Raw genomic sequence first — 17,021 nt, forward strand, 5'->3', positions numbered from 1 at the left:
TTTTTATATTTTAGCCCTGTTTTGCATAATAAGCTCTTCCTTGCTGCGTTTCGGTCACACAAAAGTATTTGCTATTTACGCCGACCGGCTCATAATTTTTATCATCCCTTAAAATATTTAAAATTTCAGATTTATTACATATCTCCTTCGTTTCTGTATCATAACCCCAATTTGAACTAAACAATCTTATATACCCTTGCTCACATAAGAACAATAAAATTTCTTTCGCCACTTTAAGCGAATTGACAACGTTAATAGAATTTAATTCCCAAACGATCTCCCATAAAGAGACATAATCGCCATCTTCGATTATTACCGATAAAATAATTAAAAACGCCTTTTTATTCATTTAAAACCGCATTTCCAAATCAAGTCTAATTGAAGTCATAGCTAAAGTCATCTAAATCGTATCCGAAAATATGGATTGTTTTTAGAGCCAACTCCCTGACCTCTATCCAGGACTTATTGTGATAGACCAAATATTCATAATCATCTACGTATAACGATCTATCGTCCTTAAAGTTTTTAAGAATAAAAGACTTAAGCTCTCTTAGCGCATCCCTTTCGTATGGCAAGAAACAAAATTCAAATTTCTCCAATAGGGCATTAGCGCAGGAATCACATAAAAAATATACCATCTCCTTAGGATTTTCGCAATCTTCATCTGTAGCGTGCACAAGATATTTATCTTGATATTCTAAAGAAGCCATTACGCATAGTTTGTACAGAAGCACGCCCTTGCGAAATATATGTTTTCCATCAATTTGCATTTGGGTTTCCTTTTATTGGGATGTGGGTTTCATCTAGCATTCTAAACTCGCATATTTTAATAAAATTTTCGGTCTTATATACAACTCCATCTGCACCATTCTATCTATAGCAAAATTCAGTCCTATTTCTATAAATTCGCCATCTTTATTTCTTCTGATTTTTAAGGACTCGATGCATTCGGCGGTAAATTCCGCAGCTGTCTCCTCGCCTATTTTTATAGTAATTTCTACCCATCCCTCGACTATACAATATGTAAATATTAACCCGTCTATTTCGAACGTATATTTTCCAATATCACTATCTATTTCATCCGGGTAAAAACCAAAAAATCGCTCATCTCCATCACGTCGGGATACGTTTTTATATATGTCATTTTATGCCTTCCTTTAGGATGGTAGTTATAAATTTTATACTTTAATCATGTCTAGAAAATAAATTTCATACAATTACATACACCGAGCTTTGATTAAATTTAGTCTCTGAAAAATCTACGATCTTTTCATTATCTCTTAAAGTATAAAGCTCGAAATCCGCGCTCAGCTCATCGATATTATAGAAATCCAAACATAAAGCAAATCTGCTGTTCTCAATATTCATATTTTCGATCTTTTCCTTTACCAATTTCAAAAATAAAAGGCACTCTTTAATAAAATCATCTTCTTTTAAATTTGGATTTTTGATCTCCACTTCATTGATCGACCACTCAAAATCGCTTAAGCCTTGATATATTGAAGAATTAATTAAAATGTTCTCTGTTGTGGCTATTCTTTCCCTTTTAAGATTCTTGATAAAAAATATTCCTGTGTCAAGATAGATCAAGCCTTCGCGCAATAGCTGCTTTAATTGCGATATTTTCAGATCTTTGATTGAGCCGCTAAGGGCAATAAATTTAATTAAATTTGGATCGGCATACAAAGTTCCTCTTTTTATCTCTCTTACTTCTTGCACTCTGGAAAATAGCTCTTCATTATTTTTAGGCAGAAGGAAAACCGCTTTGTTCAAATTAACCTCTTTTTTATCTATCGTCACTTTTGCCTTGCTGTTTTTCTCGCAAAATTTTAAAAAGTTGATTCCATATTTAATCTCGTCGTTTAGCCCTATACAGCCAAAACCCTTGCTATCATGCGGATAGACGGCTAAATTTAAACTCGGAAAAACTATAAAACACCATTCGTTTATAGAATAATCATAGCACATTAAAAATTTAGCCAGCTCTTTTATGTCGTTCCATTTTAGAATGTCCATTCTTACGCACATAGCGGGCAACGGATATTCTTTATCTCTAGTCAGAGAAAAATACTCATTTTGTTCTTGCAAAATTCCAAGATCTTTAAATTTATCGTATAACGGCTTTACCTGCGAGATTGCTTTATATTTTTTGTATACTTTATCATCACACATTAGAGCGCTTACGATAAATACTTCATCGCTATATTTTCTAAAAAAGTTATCGAATAATTTTATCGCTAAGCTTACTCCGCTTAGCCAGCCCCTGCTTTCGATCTCAAAGAAACCGATCCAGTTTTTAGAGGCGCTAAAACTACTGAAATTTATATCGCTCAGCTTTAAACTATTATTTGTCAAATTTAATAACTTTTTCATTTTTATCCACCGTAATTTTTGCTTTTGCTAAATTATACACCTTATTTGCAAAGCAAAGATCATTCATATTAATTTTAATAGAAAAATTTGATTTTATAGAAATTTTCATCCCCTGAGGCAACCGCCAATAATAAGCTTTTTATGCGACGAAATCTATCGAAAATATTTGGCTTTGTATCTTCTTGATATTCATACGTTTTAAAACATTCGCTTTTTGCGTCTATATCTACGTCGCGCCAACTTCCGTTTAGAAATATATCATTAGAGATAGAAATAATGCCTTGCATTATTTCTGGGTCCAACTCTTTGTTTTTATAATGCTGCAAAATCTTTTTTAAATCGGCTTCTAGTTTCCAATATTCATCATCGGACCATAAATTATAATCCAAAATCATACCTATGAACGAATTTGCATCATATCTATCATCAAATGCGGTATTTCTATAAAAATTTACAAGATTCATTGCATTAATCCTTTGGAACATACCAAAAACCGCTATTGCTAAATTCTTCTTTGAATACGATGCTATTGCACAGAACATTTAATCTTTCAAATCTATCATATATTCTAGGTACTACGCCGTCGCTGTTTTTCGCACACAATATATTGCTTACATAAATTTCCGATTTGTCCTCCACGCCGATAACATCATTAAATATTGCTATTATTGCGACGAAAATTTCTCTTGGAAGCGTTTTGTTATGATAAAAGCTCAAAATCTGCATTAAAGTTTTATCTAACTTCCAATAGTCGCAATCCGACCAAGTTTTTTGATAGATAAATTTTCCGACAAACGAATTAATGCTGAATTTATCAGAATTTGTTGAATTTCGGTATAAAAGCTCTAAGTCCATCAATCACCGTCCTTTTTCATTTCTTTATTAATTTTAGCCATCTTTATGGCAAATTTGCGTTTATAAAAATCGATTATTTTCTGCTTGGCAACTCTTTAGATAAAATTTCTGAATCAGGATACAATTTTTTTAAAAATTCTATCTCTTCTTGATCTAGCTCATCTAAAACCTCCTCTGTCGGTCTTTCGCTTAAAATTTTTCCATAAACCAAACTCAACCTTTTATATGCGCGAGGGTTACCATTCTTGTCAAATTGCCTTATTATAGCAATTCGCACTCTTTTGTTATTTCAGTATCGCCCATAAAAAGATCTTTTATATCGCAAGAGGCGCTTTGCTCTTTATATAGATAAAATATCCACGCAAATAATATTATAGCAGCGGCAATAAAGTAAATTTTATTTTTCATGAAAGCTCTTATTCTTTTGGTTTTTTATCCGTGTAATATAGATGTATGACTTCATCCATGTTAATCTCTTTTTCCTTTCCGATCCGCTTGGTACACAATGTAAAATTTCCCTCTTTCAAAACGCACTTTTTTAATAAACCAACTATAAAACCGTTATTTGTGCATAGATCTAAATTTCCAGAATGAAATTTTTTAATAAAATTTAGTTCCTCTTTGTCTAATTCTTGCTGCGCCTTTTTATCTACACAATATCTATCTAAAAAATAAGATTCATAAAAATAGAAAAGTCGCCTATGCGCCCCGCTGTTGCCATTATTAGCCCGTCGTATCAATTTTAATCTGCATTTTTGCTCCATACGATTGTAGTTTCGCCTCAACATATCGTTAATATCACAAGGTGAAAAACTTAGCACCGAAAGAACAATATAAATATAAAGAAATATACTAATTATGATGAGAAAAAATTTCATTTTATATCCTTACTTATTTTGGGCTTTTTAGATATAAAAAATAAATCATAGAATTTGCCGATTTAATTAGTAATAAAAGTGGTGTCCTGCGTTGGATTCGAACCAACGACCCCCTCATTAAAAGTGAGATGCTCTACCTACTGAGCTAGCAAGACATCCTAAGAAGTGGCGCGACGAATGGGGCTCGAACCCACGACCTCCGCCGTGACAGGGCGGCATTCTAACCAGCTGAACTACCGTCGCACCAAAAATCACACTTGCGGTGCAAGTGCTAAAGAAGTATGAAATCCAAGGATTTCAAAATGGTGGTCGCTGTAGGGATCGAACCTGCGACATCCACCTTGTAAGGGTGGCGCTCTACCAGCTGAGCTAAGCGACCGTTTGGGCTCAAAAAAGAAATGTGATTATATATACAATATGATTAATTTTCACTTAAACAATGGCTAAAAAACCCAAATTGTGCTATACTTGCGACATAAAATTTTATCAAAGGCTCGGTAAATTTAGATGAAAAAGTTGGTTTTCGCCCTGTTTTTAGCGCTTCAAGCCCCCGCTTACTCGCCGAACGAGATCGTAAACGCCATCACAGCAGTAGCGCAAAACGAAGGAGTAAAGCCCGAAATTTTATACACCATCGTCAAAATCGAAAGCGACTTCGAGCCCTACACGATCTCCTTTTTGACGAACAAAGCAAATGCCGATTATTTCGCCGGCCTGCGCAATCAAAATATCCGTATCAGGACGAGCAACTACAGCCTAAATTCCAGCAAATGGGTCGTTACGATAATACCGGCAAACGAAATTTACGCCGTGCAGATCGCCAAGTACCTGTATGAGGACGGATTTAGCATTGACGTAGGACTCGGGCAGCTAAACGCCGTAAATTTCAGCCAAAATGAGATCGATTATATATTCAACCCAATGTATAACCTCACCAAATGCGCCAAGATCCTGCGCAAATGCTGGAACGCCAAAAATAAAAATATCAAAGACACGATTGAGTGCTACAACTACGGCATGCGCAAGCGCTACTCAAACCCCTACTACAAGCGCTTTTACGAGCATTACGAGAAATTTTTCGGCAAGCCCTATTAAGAGTTAGTAAAATTTCGCTAAAATCGCGCAAATTTTAAAAAAGGATATTTCATGATACTGATCGCAGGACCCTGCGTGATCGAAAGTCGCGAGCTAATAATGCAAGTCGCGGAAAGTTTGCGCAAATTTAACGAAATAAGCGGGGTGGAATTTTACTTCAAAAGCAGCTTCGATAAAGCCAACCGCACCAGCATCTCAAGCTTCCGCGGCCCGGGGCTACAGCGCGGCTGCGAAATTTTAGCCGAAGTAAAGGAAAAGTTCGGCTATAAAATTTTAACCGACATCCACGAAAGCTACCAGGCAGAGCCCGCCGCGCGCGTCGCCGACGTGCTGCAAATACCTGCGTTTTTGTGCCGCCAAACCGACCTTCTCGTCGCCGCAGCCAGCACGCAAGCGGTAGTAAATATCAAAAAAGGTCAGTTTTTATCGCCGCAGGCGATGAAACACAGCGTCGAAAAGGTGCTGCAAACCCGCAGCGCGCGGGCTTATACTCCGCAAAGCGGCGCGGCATCTGGCAATACAAACGCCGCTCAAAACAGCGCCTGCTCCGACGATGCCGAAATTTGCGGCACGCAAAACGGCGCCCGAGGCGGTGCGAATGACGGATCTTTGGTGCTAGGCGCGCAAAATTCTTGCGGTACCGGCCAGGACGCACAAAATTTTATTCATACTTGCAGCGCTAAAAGCGGTGCCGAAAGTACCGCTAAAAATACGGCGACGCCTTGTGCCGCACGAAGCAATAATGAAGCGCAAAACACGCCGCAGCCAAACCTCTCTCATACTTGCAGCGCGCAAGACGGCTCGATAAGTGCTGCACAAAATGCCCCACAGCCGAGCGGCGAAGGGATGCACGATCTGGCGCGCCGCCACGGCGTTTGGCTCACCGAGCGTGGCAGTACCTTCGGCTACGGAAATTTGATCGTCGATATGCGCTCGCTGCCGATTATGCGCGAGTTTGCGCCGGTCATTTTCGACGCGACGCACAGCGTGCAGATGCCTAGTATCGGCGCTACGAGCGGCGGCGACTCGCGCTTCGTGCCGTACCTCGCGCGGGCGGCGGCGGCCGTAGGCGTGGACGGCTTTTTTTACGAAACGCACCCTGATCCCGCCCACGCGCTTTCAGATGGACCGAATATGCTAAATTTGCAGCAGCTAGAACGCGTCGTAGCCCAGACGCTCGCGATTCAAAAAGCACTCGGATTTTAGCTCGCGATACCTCGATTAAATTTAAACCTCACGCCAATGTTCACGAATTTTGCGCTTAAAATTCGTGAACATTGCTCTATCTCGCAAAATTTCCCTATCTTTAATTTCATATTTTTAGACTAAATTTAAGTAAAAATCCAGGGGGCGTATAATGTACTTCTATTTTATTTCAAAGGGTACGAAACGGATTGTCAAATCAATCTCGCAAAGGGCAGAGAGACAGTCGCTAAGACTATTAAAAACACTAGATCACTTCTATCATTCACTTTATATTATCAACAAAGGCGCAGAAATTTTAGGCAGGGTGCTGAAATAGAGCTCGCGGCGAGCCTTCACGCAAATATTTTAGAATTTCGCAATTAGCCATTTTGTAACTACAAAAGCACGCAAAATTCTAAAATCACTAGATAAATTTATAAATTTTATAGTCGTAAATTCAGCTCGATGCTTTAGCGGCTATCTAAGATTTTTTATAGTAACATCTGCGTTTACGTCTATTGTATCGCTATAGCCTATTCGGTTTATATAATCAATACCTATCGGCGCTCTTATGCTCTCAATACTTATCGTGCTCGGAACATAAAGATCTGTCTCTAAATAAAAGCCCACTCCCTTGTAATAATGCACGCAGACCCCAAACAATATAATAGCTATCGTTAATAACGATATCGCGGTTATGCCGCTAAAAATTAGTTTTAATCTTTCGATATCCTCTCCGTTAAAAGAAACTTTCTCTTTTATTGTAGCTTTCTTTTCAGGGATAAATTCTTTGCTATTTGCAGATTTACTTTTGAGTACAAGTAGCGTAAGGACTATGAATAGTAATATCAATGCGGTTATACTGCCAAAAATTGCCGTTGATTTCTCCATATTTTCTCCTTTAAAATAGACTTTCTCTTTTAAAATTTTTACAGTAAAAATCAAAAAATGTATCCTTATCTGCAAAAATTTCTTTAAAAATTCCGTTTCGGCTTAATCCTACAAAGAGTGCGGCAGCACGAGATTGAGCGGAAAATGACTTTTTAGGATTAAATTCTATATCGCTGAAATAATCATATCTTAAAACTTCATCCGCTAAATTTGGATTTTGTTTTAGAGCGCTTAGATATAAAAAATCATAAAAATACGTTTTTGGCTCGGTACTAAAACGTTCGCCGAAAAGCTCAAATCCACAAAAATTTCCGCTATTTTTTAACGGCGGATATTTTTTAGGATGAACTTTAGCACTAAAAATAATCTCTTCAAACGGACCGCCTCGCTCAAAAAATTTTGAGCCTTGAAAAAACCGTTCAACGCTAGCTTCTATTAAATTTTGCTCTTCATCTTTTAAACGAAGCTTTAGATTAAAAGCGCTTAATGCTTTGCCGAGAGGATTTGGCGATGCCTTACTGATTTCTAGAATTTTTTCGCTTTTAAGCTCGGCTCTAGCGTTGCTTAAAAGGCTATCTATTGATTTTATCTTTTGAGATAACGCAAAGCCGCTAAAAAATTCAAATTTTATATCTACACTTTTTACAAAAGGACTTTTATCTATCGCATAAAAAATCGGTCTAATAGCCTGCATCTTTTAATTCCTAACTAGCGGTATTATTTCGCTTACAAATTTTAGTGGAATCTTTTCGTAAATCATAACTTCAGCTTGCGAAATCTTGTATAAACTATTTTGAGCTACGTCGTATGATGGAAATTCTTGTATAGAATAAAGACTTACAAAATTTAAATAGTTTTTGATAGTGCTATACCTTCCAATATGCGCTGCATTTGCCGTGGCGTTTTGATCACTCATAATAAAGGCATGATAAAATAACACGATCGGAGATATTAAAATAATAGCAAGGTTTTCATTTTTATGCCTATCGATAAAAGTGTTAAGCATACAATTATCGCCTATGACAGATAAATGCACATAATCCCCTAAATTGCGTCTATTATCTAGCTCATTGGATAGCTCGTTAGTTAATAAATTTGGTCCTATGCCATTATTTTTTAAATAGTTCATACAAAAAATTCCACCCATTTTTATAATGGAGCTTAAATTTGAAAGTTTTGTTAAATGGATAAAATCGTAATATTTGCTCTTGCCTGTAAAATTATCATTAATGAAAGCTAGGGCTTCTTGATAGTTTTCGTCTTTGGTTAAATTAAACTTCGGCTCCGGTTTGAAATCCGCAATATCACCGACTTGAGGAATATTTGGGTAATGAAAATTCTTGCAGCGAGAAAATTTCTTTATATTCGCAATAGCGGCGTCTAGACTGGAATACATAACAAATCCTTAAAATTAAATTTAAGGTGAATGATACTCTCTCTCTCTCTTAAATTTTGACTTAAAATTATGATGGTTTTTTAATAGAAATTTATAAGTAATTTACTTAATATATAAAATTTTTGCTGCATAGGCTTAGTGATTTTTTACTCATCACAGATATCTAAATTTAATCGCAAGGATATCAAACCGCTATTCTGCGCTTTATTTTGTATCTTTATCTAAAATTTTGTTTTTGTCGCTATAATGCGACTTCTTGACCTTTTCGTCTAGTGGCTCAGGACGTTGCATTCTCAGTGCGAAAACGCGTGGTTCAAATCCCGCAAGGGTCGCCATTATGGACTTATACAAGCTCCCTGATTTTAAACGATAAATTTATCTATGATTTTATCATGGGCTTTCATACAGCCCATCTGATTTCAAATAATAGATTTTATCCGCGATTTTATCGATGAAGTTTTTATCGTGCGAGACGATGATCTCGCTTACGTCAAGCCCCGCCAAGATCCCCGCCACACGCTCCTGCATCGCCTCATCAAGCGCCGTCGTAGGCTCGTCCAGTAGCAGTATCCTAGGCTCACACACCAGCGCGCCTGCAAGCGCCACCAGCTTTTTCTCGCCGCCGCTTAGATGAAAGGGTACTCGCTCGCGCAGATGCTCGATTCCCAGACATCGCAGCGTCTCCAGCGCCTTGCGCTCGATCTGCTCTTCGCTTAAAATTTCAAGCTTTTTTAGATGGTCGTTTTCGCTGCCCTGCCTTAAAATTTGCGCATTACGACCAAAAAATTTAGAAAAAATTCCACGTCTTTTCTCCGCATTTTGCGCTCGTTTTAACCGCTCGTTTTGCGCACGCAGGCTAAATGCGACGTCCTCAAACACGCTCGCGCACAAAAATTGATCGTCGCTGTTTTGAAATAAAAACCCGATCTCGTGGCGAAATTTTGCAAAATCCTCCACACACTCAAGCTTCTCGCCGAAAAGCTCGATCTCACCCTCGCCCCATTGCCTTAGGCCGCCTAAAATTTGAAGCAGGCTCGTCTTGCCCTGCCCATTTGCGCCCAAGATCGCCACTTTTTCCTTATGCCCTACGCTCAAATTTACGCCGCGAAAAATTTCTCGCTCGCCGTTTTTAGCGCTTAAACCCAGCGCCTTAAGCGAGCAGCTCATAAGATAGCTCCGATTTTAATAGATACGCACGCCAGCACGAATGCCAAAAACGAGGCTTCCGAGACGCTTAAAGCCTCGCGACGTTCGTAAAATAGCCTACCGCAAAATCCTCGCGCGCTCATCACCAGGCTTAAATTTCTTGCTTGCTCAAGCGCCGAAATCGCTAAAATTCCAACTAAATTTGCATAAATTTTATAGGTGAAAATTCCGCTCGTCCCTACAAATCCGCGCATCCGCAAAAGCGCTTGCAGCCTCGTCAAATCCGAGCGTAAAAAATTTACGAATCGCCCGCAGCAATACACCAAAGAGCTTAGCTTTTCGCCGAGTCCCAGCCCGTAAAATCCGCGCGCGAAAAAATATTCATCCTTGCCGTAAAATAGCAAAATCGCAAACGCCATTATCAAATTCGCGCGCAAAAATATCACGCCTGTAAGCTCGTAGTTGCCGACTATGGCGGGGCTTAATGCACTTAAAATAGCAAAGATATTTAATACCGCAAGCCTTGTGCAGACCGCGCGCGCAATCGAAATTTTAAGCGCAAAAAGAAGTAGCGGCGGGGCAAAAAACGCCGCGTAAAGCTGCCCGCTAAGTCCGACGCCGAAGCTGAAGATGAAAAACGCTAGCAGTGATACGGCGGGGCTCATTTGCGCGCTCTTTTCGCTAGCCACATTAAGCCAAAAAAGCCGAAAATCAAGGCCAAACAAAGCGCGATTTTAGGCACCTCGGCGGACTGGCTTTGAAACGCCATGCTTTGAATATCATTTTTGGAGTTTTCTTTCGGCGCGATATTTTCGGGCGCGCTATCTTTGGACGCGAAATTTTTAGTGGCGTTCAAATTTTGCGGCACAGGATTTTCAGAAACGTCAGAATTTTGCGGCGTGGAATTTTCAGGATCGCCGGAATCCTGCGGCGTAAAGTTCTCGGCGCTAAATTCCATCTGCGCGCCGTGCCCTGCACCTCCGTAAATTTGAATAGTAAAATTTTTAGCGGGTATTCGTATGCTCGCAAGCCCCTCTTTATCGGTCCTAGTGCGCAAAATTTCGCGCCCATCCGTACTGATTAAAACTTCGCACTCCATGCAGGGAGAATTTTTATAAAAATAGCTATAAATCGCCACTCTATCACCCTCTTGAGTCGCAAAAAGATGTAGCGCGTGCGAAAATGCAAAGGAGGTCAAAACCGTTAATAACAATAGCGCTCTCATCGCCTCTGTCCGCCGTAAAATTTCGCAATAAAGCTAAGCGCAAAAAGAGTGATGATACCTTCCAAAACAGCCAGGATCGCGCCTTCGAGCGAGATGAGCGTCGCGATAGCAAAAAACTCCCGTCCGCTGATGAAAAGCACGAGATCAAGAAACAGCATCGAGCAGACGATCGGCACGAAACCCGCCAAAAATAGATAAATTTTTTGCGTGCGCACTTTTAGCTCTTGCGCTTTTGCGGCGGCGGCAAGGAGCCCGCCCAAAACCGCCGGAAAGCCGATGACTGCGGTATTTACGCCGAGCACGCTAAGCCCTCCGAAGCCGAAAAACACCCCTTGCAAAAATAGCGCAACGAAAATCGCCAAGATCGCGCGCGAGCCCAAAAACGCGCCCACGAGCCCGCTTAGCATCAGGTGCATGGAGCTGACCCCCACGGGCAGGTGCACGAAAGAGGCGACGAAAAACAGCGCGCTAAAACATGCGATCCTCGGGATTTCAGACTGCCTTACGCGCCATAAAATCGCCGCTACCGCAGGCGCCGTAACCGCCCAGCCTGCGAGCAGCACGGGCGCGCTCAAAACTCCTTCGCTAATGTGCACGGCTCGCCTCCTTTAAATCGCTCCCGTTTTTTAGACGCGCAAAAACGCGGGAGCTAGCTAAATTTAAGGCATTTACGACCTTTGCGATAATCGCTTTGATTGCTACAGGTCTTGTTTTTACGGTTTTAATCGCGGCAAAATTTGCGGCTGTAAAACTCGCGGCTTGCGTCCTATCTGCGGCGGCTGTCAGCGCAAGACTCGAAGCGGCCTCGGAACTGCTTTCGGAACCGGTAAATTTGATAAATTTTACGGCTTGCATGGCGCAAGAATTTTCGCTTGCTACATTTGTAAGAGCGACAAGCGGATTTTGCGACGCAAAATTTAAGGCTCCGAACAATCTCGGCGCGGTGCTCTCGCGGTAAAACAGAGCCTGTGAAATTTTAAAAGGCAGGGTTTGCAAAATTTCAAAAAACGAAATTTTGCGTGCTGATATTTTACGCTCGTAAATCCACGGATGTAAAATTTTACGGCTAGAAGCTACTAAGAGCGAATTTCTACCGAGCAAAATTTTACGCGGCAGAGCTTCGCTACTTAAAATTCTACTCAGCAAAATTTTGCTCTGTAAAGTTTTAACCAAACCCCGAAACGCAGACTGCGCGCAGATGCGAAACGACAAAATTCTGCCCCATAAAATTTTAGCCGCAAAATTCGCTGAAAATTCTACGCCCAAAAGTAAAACGCGCGAAAATAAAATTTTAAAGCTCCGCTCAAACGCAAATTTAAATTTATCCGCAGCGACGCAAATTTCGCCCGAAAAAAGAGATCTCACCGAGCCGCTCCGTTATTTTTTCAGCTCGTCTGCTTTGATCCAAAGCACAGCGCCCAGCTCATTTACGGGCTGCTCGCTTCCTTTGGCGGCCTCCTCCTCGCTAAGAGCCGCAAAGCCCCACCAGCCGGCAACCGGCATCACGAAGCTAAACTCGCCCGCGCCGTTGGTTTTAACGACCTGCGTGACATGCGCCTCGCTAGGGGCTTTGTAGCCCTTATCGTTATATAGCTCGATCTCCACGTCCGCGCCCGGGACGGGCTTTCCGTGCAGTAAAAAAACTCCGCTAAATATCTCGCCCGCATACAGCGCATAAGGCCGCACTAGCGGCACGATCTCCGCCTCTAGCCCGAGCGGCTTATCCCAGCCTTCGCCCGCGCCGTAAGCATCGACGTAGGTTTTGGTGATATGGCGGATCATCTTGCGCTCGGCCGGCTCGGCATAGGGTTTCGGATCGAAATAAAACGCTAAAAGCGATGGCTTGTCAACTTTAAATTCCGCCGCGAAATAGGAATTTTCACCCTTTTTCTGCTCTTTTAGGCTACCTAGGAGCGATTTTTTCTCACCATCAATAAAAACGCCAAATTCTGCGGGCTTTTGTAGATTCATAGACTCCTGTAAAAACGGATGGGAGAATTCCAAATTTAGCTTTAAAGTAGCGTCTTTTTGATCCTCTACTACATTTTTATCCGTCGTAAGAACGCCGAAATGTGCGAACGCAAGGCTCGCTGCGAAAATTCCTAAAAAAGCAAATTTTGCCTTCATGTAATACCTTTCATAATAAAATATTACGGAATTGTATCACTTTTTTTCATCCGTATTGCTTAAATGTGGGTTTATTTTGAGTATTTAAAGCAAACTTTGGTTAAAATGTCGCAATTTAAATTACCAAAAAGAGGCAGAAAATGATAAATTTAAAACTTATCGAGACAAATTTCGACGAATTTAATAAAAAACTCATCGCCAAAAAAGTCCCGCCGCAAACCCTGCAAACGCTACTAGATGCCTACAACGAGCTAAAATCTAAAAAGACGGAGTTAGAGAATCTTCAAGCTGTGCAAAACGCAAAGAGCAAGGAGCTCGGCCTCGCCGCACGCGAGGGCAAGGACGTAGGCGCGCTAAAATCGCAGCTTGAGGAAAACAAGCAAAAGATCCAAAGCCTAAGCGAGCTCGTAAATGAGCGCGAGCAGAGCCTAGAAGCGATCGCCGCGTGCGTACCGAATATCATCGACGACGACGTGCCGATCGGCGCGAACGAGAACGAAAACGTCTGTATCAAAAAGGTGCTTGATCCGCGCACATTCGACTTCGCGCCCAAGCAGCACTTCGATCTCGGCGAGGCGCTGGGATGGCTTGATTTCGAGCGCGGCGTCAAACTCAGCGGCAGCCGCTTTACCGCGATCCGAGGTCTTGGCGCAAAGCTGAATATGGCTCTCATCAACTACATGATCGAATTTAACAACTCGCGCGGCTTCGAGCTCGTAAATATGCCGTTTTTGGTGCGCGATCAGATCCTCTACGGTACGGGCCAGCTGCCTAAATTTAAAGACGACCTCTACCACGTGGACGACGAGGAGCAAAACCTCTACCTGATCCCTACTAGCGAGGTTACGGCGACGAATCTCTTTAGCGATGAAATTTTACGTAGCGAGGAGCTGCCGATCAAGCTCACCAGCTACAGCCACTGCTTTCGCAAGGAGGCGGGTTCGGCGGGGCGCGATACGCGCGGCATGATCCGCCAGCATCAGTTCGAAAAGGTCGAGCTCGTCGCCATCACGCGCCCAGAGGATAGCGCAAAGATGCTTGAGGAGATGATTTCGTGCGCGAGCGATCTGCTAGCTAGCCTTGGCCTTCCGCACAGACACATGCTGCTTTGCAGCGGCGATCTGGGCTTTAGCGCCGCAAAGACCGTGGATTTGGAGGTTTGGCTACCGGGACAGAACCAATACAGAGAGATCAGCTCGATCAGCAACTGTCGCGATTTTCAGGCGCGTAGAGCCAAGATCCGCTTCAAAGACGGCAAGAAAAACAGCCTCGTTCACACGCTAAACGGCTCCTCGCTCGCGGTCGGCCGCACGCTGATCGCGGTGATGGAAAATTACCAGCGCAAGGACGGCAGCATCGAAATCCCGCACGTTTTAGAAAAATATATGTAGGCGGCCCGTGCGAAAGCCTTACAAAAACCCCAATTCTAACGTCCGCTTCGCATTCGTTGGATTTTGCGCGGAAAAATTTAGAAAGCGCGGCGTTGAATTTTTTGCGCTGCAAAACACAGGATTTTTTGCAACAAAATTTGGTAGCACGAAATTTTGCAGCGCAGAGCCCGGGGCACGCGATGCCAAGCTTCGCGATTTTAAATTTTGCAATGAAACGCTTCGTCATACGCGACAAATTCGGCAATCACGGCACTCACATTTTAAATTTCACGACGAGAAATTTGATGGCGCGAAATTTACAACCTACGGAACGGAATTTTTAGGAGCAAACTTTCGTGGCGCGGAATTCTGCAAATCAAAATTTAGGACACGCGGCGTCAAATTTTACAAAGCAGAATTGCGCGAGACGGGTTTTTTAGCTTGCACTGCGAAATTTTATGCGGCTAAATTTCACGGCGTGAAATTTCAGGAGATGAAGTTCCAGACGCTAAATTTAGAGCTTAAAATAAAATTTAACGCAGCGAAATTCGGCGGGGTAAAATTCCGCGATGGCGCGCTTTTAAAATTTGCCGCCGCAAAAGGGCTGCGACGCGGTCCTAGTCTTTGCGCCGCTGCGCCTTTTAAATTTACTGCGCTGCAAAACGCGGGATTTTTTGCAAGAAAATTTGACGAAACGGAATTTTGCGACGTAAAATTTCATAAAGTAAGATTGCGCCACGCAAGATTTTGCGGCGCAGAATTTGCGGCGAAGGGCGAGAAATTTTGCGGCATGAAACGGCGCGGAGCGGGCGCGTGAAGATCGCGCTTTTCGGCGGCAGTTTCGATCCGCCGCACGCAGGACACGACGTCGCGGTAAAGGCGATTTTATCGAGCTTAAAGCCCGATTTGCTGGTCATAATGCCGTCGTTTCTAAACCCGTTTAAAAAGAGCTTTTCAGCGCCGCCGCAGCTGCGGCTTAGATGGTGCCGCGCGCTGTGGAGCGACGCCTCGCATGTGGAGGTGAGCGATTATGAAATTTCGCAAAACGTGCCGGTACCCACGATACAAAGCGTGAAATTTCTGCTAGAAAAATACGGCATACACGACAAAATCACGGCGGAGACGGCAGCCACGGCGAGCAAAACCCCGACGGCCGTAACGGATAGGGCTCTACCTGACGGCGTAAATATCGCGGGAGAAATTTGCGCCGATGCTCATATTTCGGGCAGCGCAGGCGAAATTTTGCCCAGCAAGGCGGATAGGACTTTGCCGTACGGCATAGCTAAAATTTCAAGCGACAATGCCTGCACCGCCATTAATACGGATAGAGTAAGTATCTCCGCTAACGCAAAAAACAAAATTCTGCAAGGCAGCGTGGCAGATGAAATTTTGATCTGCAATGGAAGTAAAACAAAGGGGATTTCGCAAAGCACGGCGAGTGGAATTTCGGGCGGCTGCAAAAGTAATGCGGGCGGTGCAAACGACGTAAGCAAAATTTTAAGTGCAGATAAAATTTCAAGCGTCGTCGCAAGCAAAGTGTCCGATATCGCCATGAGAGAAATTTCAAACTCCGTCGGGGGCGAAATTTCGAGTATTAGCAAAATTCCGAGCACTGTCCGGAACGAAATTTTAAGCGCAGACGCGAGCGAAATCACAAATGCAAGCGTAATTTCAAGCCCCGTTGCAAGCGAAATTCCAAGCGACAATGCGAATTGTATGGCCGACATAGGCGACGCAAATTGCGTGGGTAGCGCAAATAGCGCAGGTGACACAGGCGGCGTAAATTGCATGAATGGCGCAAATGACATGCATGACGCGAGCGATGTGAGCAGTGCAGATGAAGCAAGCAAAGCAAATAGTGCAAGCGGCACGGATACAATATCAAAGCTCTACATCGTCGTGGGTGCCGACAACCTAGCCGAGCTTCATAAATGGCGCGATTTTAGCGAGCTGCAAAAATTAGCGGAGTTTGTAGTGCTTACGAGACCCGGCTACGAGATCCCGCGGCAATGGGCGGCTCTAAGGCGCATCGAGATTGCCGTAGATACAAGCTCAAGCGGTTTTAGGCGAGATTTCAAAGGCGAAATCCCACCCAAGATCGCAGCAGAGGTCATAAAATTTTATAAAAGGAAAGATATGCAAGATCCAAAGCAAAGGGCGGAGCGGATCGCCGAAATTTTAAACGAAAAGAAAGCCGAAGATATCCAGATCATCGATATGAGTGAGCGCGAATACATCGCAAAGCTCGTAGTAATCGCTACTACGCTAACCTCTCGCCACGCAGCCTCGCTTATCGAGGAGCTAAAAAGCGTGCTAAAGCCGCTCGGCGAGGAGTTTTTGGCTATTGAAAGCGGCGATGAGTGGAGCGTCGTCGATCTCGGCGACATCATAGTCCATCTCATCAGCGAGGCTTACCGCGCCAAATACAATATCGAGGACTTCCTCGACAAGCTCAAAAAAGAGCAATTTTAAGGAGGGAG

At 42.7% G+C, this 17,021-nt stretch carries 21 protein-coding genes, 4 tRNA genes and 2 pseudogenes; 7 read left to right on the forward strand and 20 right to left on the reverse strand.

All coding sequences use genetic code 11. From position 1 onward, the window contains the following. Nucleotides 1–10 precede the first annotated feature (10 nt). The 11 genes from CGRAC_RS08970 to CGRAC_RS09010 form a co-directional block, all read right to left on the reverse strand. Complete coding sequence (locus CGRAC_RS08970; protein WP_005873184.1) at nt 11–349, reverse strand: hypothetical protein; 339 nt, start codon at nt 347–349, stop codon at nt 11–13. A gap of 25 nt (nt 350–374) precedes the next feature. After that, entirely contained in the window at nt 375–770 is a 396-nt protein-coding gene (locus tag CGRAC_RS08975) for a hypothetical protein (RefSeq protein WP_005873185.1), read from the reverse strand. A 439-nt stretch (nt 771–1,209) separates the two neighbouring features. Then, nucleotides 1,210–2,373: a hypothetical protein gene (locus CGRAC_RS08980; protein WP_040304437.1), complete on the reverse strand. Its 1,164-nt coding sequence runs from the start codon at nt 2,371–2,373 to the stop codon at nt 1,210–1,212. 74 nt (nt 2,374–2,447) lie between these two features. Beyond that, entirely contained in the window at nt 2,448–2,837 is a 390-nt protein-coding gene (locus CGRAC_RS08985) for an Imm41 family immunity protein (RefSeq protein ID WP_005873188.1), read from the reverse strand. Nucleotides 2,838–2,841: 4 nt separating this feature from the next. Continuing rightward, a complete protein-coding gene (locus CGRAC_RS08990) occupies nt 2,842–3,228 on the reverse strand; it encodes an Imm41 family immunity protein (RefSeq protein WP_005873189.1) in 387 nt (128 codons plus the stop codon). 73 nt (nt 3,229–3,301) lie between these two features. Continuing rightward, nucleotides 3,302–3,439: a hypothetical protein gene (locus tag CGRAC_RS12035; RefSeq protein WP_156187205.1), complete on the reverse strand. Its 138-nt coding sequence runs from the start codon at nt 3,437–3,439 to the stop codon at nt 3,302–3,304. Between the two features lie 50 nt (nt 3,440–3,489). Continuing rightward, a complete protein-coding gene (locus tag CGRAC_RS12040; protein ID WP_005869946.1) occupies nt 3,490–3,636 on the reverse strand; it encodes a hypothetical protein in 147 nt (48 codons plus the stop codon). 8 nt (nt 3,637–3,644) lie between these two features. Then, nucleotides 3,645–4,106 (reverse strand): hypothetical protein, encoded by a 462-nt coding sequence (locus CGRAC_RS08995; RefSeq protein WP_005869945.1) that lies wholly within the window; start codon nt 4,104–4,106, stop codon nt 3,645–3,647. Nucleotides 4,107–4,185: 79 nt separating this feature from the next. Further along, nucleotides 4,186–4,261 (reverse strand) — tRNA-Lys (locus CGRAC_RS09000). An 11-nt stretch (nt 4,262–4,272) separates the two neighbouring features. Then, nucleotides 4,273–4,349: transfer RNA gene (locus tag CGRAC_RS09005), tRNA-Asp, on the reverse strand. A 60-nt stretch (nt 4,350–4,409) separates the two neighbouring features. After that, nucleotides 4,410–4,485: transfer RNA gene (locus CGRAC_RS09010), tRNA-Val, on the reverse strand. A 128-nt stretch (nt 4,486–4,613) separates the two neighbouring features. Between CGRAC_RS09010 and CGRAC_RS09015 the strand changes: the two genes are divergently transcribed. From CGRAC_RS09015 to CGRAC_RS12770, 3 genes and pseudogenes are all read left to right on the forward strand, one after another. Then, nucleotides 4,614–5,201: a transglycosylase SLT domain-containing protein gene (locus CGRAC_RS09015; RefSeq protein WP_005871408.1), complete on the forward strand. Its 588-nt coding sequence runs from the start codon at nt 4,614–4,616 to the stop codon at nt 5,199–5,201. A 51-nt stretch (nt 5,202–5,252) separates the two neighbouring features. Next, nucleotides 5,253–5,734: pseudogene (locus tag CGRAC_RS12590) on the forward strand (3-deoxy-8-phosphooctulonate synthase); the annotation flags it as partial. 253 nt (nt 5,735–5,987) lie between these two features. Further along, a pseudogene (locus tag CGRAC_RS12770) lies at nt 5,988–6,407 on the forward strand (3-deoxy-8-phosphooctulonate synthase); the annotation flags it as partial. Nucleotides 6,408–6,863: 456 nt separating this feature from the next. On the opposite strand, the gene CGRAC_RS09030 reads toward CGRAC_RS12770, so the two are convergent. The 3 genes from CGRAC_RS09030 to CGRAC_RS09040 are packed head-to-tail and all read right to left on the reverse strand — an operon-like array spanning nt 6,864 to nt 8,673. Continuing rightward, nucleotides 6,864–7,277, reverse strand: a complete 414-nt coding sequence (locus CGRAC_RS09030; RefSeq protein WP_143297834.1) for a hypothetical protein — start codon at nt 7,275–7,277, stop codon at nt 6,864–6,866. 10 nt (nt 7,278–7,287) lie between these two features. Then, nucleotides 7,288–7,971, reverse strand: a complete 684-nt coding sequence (locus CGRAC_RS09035) for a DarT1-associated NADAR antitoxin family protein (protein ID WP_005871404.1) — start codon at nt 7,969–7,971, stop codon at nt 7,288–7,290. Nucleotides 7,972–7,974: 3 nt separating this feature from the next. After that, a complete protein-coding gene (locus CGRAC_RS09040) occupies nt 7,975–8,673 on the reverse strand; it encodes a DarT ssDNA thymidine ADP-ribosyltransferase family protein (protein WP_005871402.1) in 699 nt (232 codons plus the stop codon). A 258-nt stretch (nt 8,674–8,931) separates the two neighbouring features. Here CGRAC_RS09040 and CGRAC_RS09045 point away from each other — a divergent pair. Further along, nucleotides 8,932–9,008 (forward strand) — tRNA-Glu (locus CGRAC_RS09045). Nucleotides 9,009–9,063: 55 nt separating this feature from the next. On the opposite strand, the gene CGRAC_RS09050 is transcribed toward CGRAC_RS09045, so the two are convergent. The 6 genes from CGRAC_RS09050 to CGRAC_RS09075 are packed head-to-tail and all read right to left on the reverse strand — an operon-like array spanning nt 9,064 to nt 13,171. Then, nucleotides 9,064–9,840 (reverse strand): energy-coupling factor ABC transporter ATP-binding protein, encoded by a 777-nt coding sequence (locus CGRAC_RS09050; RefSeq protein WP_005871400.1) that lies wholly within the window; start codon nt 9,838–9,840, stop codon nt 9,064–9,066. Continuing rightward, entirely contained in the window at nt 9,837–10,484 is a 648-nt protein-coding gene (locus CGRAC_RS09055) for an energy-coupling factor transporter transmembrane component T (RefSeq protein ID WP_005871398.1), read from the reverse strand. Before CGRAC_RS09055 ends, CGRAC_RS09050 begins: the two co-directional genes overlap by 4 nt. Further along, nucleotides 10,481–11,044 (reverse strand): hypothetical protein, encoded by a 564-nt coding sequence (locus CGRAC_RS09060; RefSeq protein ID WP_050346343.1) that lies wholly within the window; start codon nt 11,042–11,044, stop codon nt 10,481–10,483. Before CGRAC_RS09060 ends, CGRAC_RS09055 begins: the two co-directional genes overlap by 4 nt. Further along, entirely contained in the window at nt 11,041–11,640 is a 600-nt protein-coding gene (gene cbiM / locus CGRAC_RS09065; RefSeq protein WP_005871394.1) for a cobalt transporter CbiM, read from the reverse strand. Before cbiM ends, CGRAC_RS09060 begins: the two co-directional genes overlap by 4 nt. After that, entirely contained in the window at nt 11,630–12,409 is a 780-nt protein-coding gene (locus tag CGRAC_RS09070) for a hypothetical protein (protein WP_005871391.1), read from the reverse strand. Before CGRAC_RS09070 ends, cbiM begins: the two co-directional genes overlap by 11 nt. Nucleotides 12,410–12,421: 12 nt before the next feature. Beyond that, complete coding sequence (locus CGRAC_RS09075; RefSeq protein WP_005871389.1) at nt 12,422–13,171, reverse strand: DUF4198 domain-containing protein; 750 nt, start codon at nt 13,169–13,171, stop codon at nt 12,422–12,424. Between the two features lie 140 nt (nt 13,172–13,311). On the opposite strand from CGRAC_RS09075, the gene serS reads away from it, so the two are divergent. From serS to rsfS, 3 genes are read left to right on the forward strand one after another with little or no spacing between them, the layout of a single operon-like run. Further along, the gene (gene serS, locus CGRAC_RS09080; protein WP_005871388.1) at nt 13,312–14,562 is read left to right on the forward strand and encodes a serine--tRNA ligase; all 1,251 of its coding nucleotides are present in this window, start codon (nt 13,312–13,314) and stop codon (nt 14,560–14,562) included. Nucleotides 14,563–14,569: 7 nt separating this feature from the next. Further along, the gene (locus CGRAC_RS09085) at nt 14,570–15,358 is read left to right on the forward strand and encodes a pentapeptide repeat-containing protein (protein ID WP_040303967.1); all 789 of its coding nucleotides are present in this window, start codon (nt 14,570–14,572) and stop codon (nt 15,356–15,358) included. Beyond that, nucleotides 15,355–17,013 carry a ribosome silencing factor gene (gene rsfS / locus CGRAC_RS12600; RefSeq protein ID WP_005871385.1) on the forward strand — a complete coding sequence of 553 codons (1,659 nt, stop codon included), beginning with the start codon at nt 15,355–15,357 and terminating at the stop codon, nt 17,011–17,013. The genes CGRAC_RS09085 and rsfS overlap by 4 nt, the downstream gene beginning before the upstream one ends. Nucleotides 17,014–17,021 lie beyond the last annotated feature (8 nt).

Origin of the sequence: Campylobacter gracilis (assembly GCF_001190745.1) — a bacterium.
GTDB lineage: Bacteria > Campylobacterota > Campylobacteria > Campylobacterales > Campylobacteraceae > Campylobacter_B > Campylobacter_B gracilis.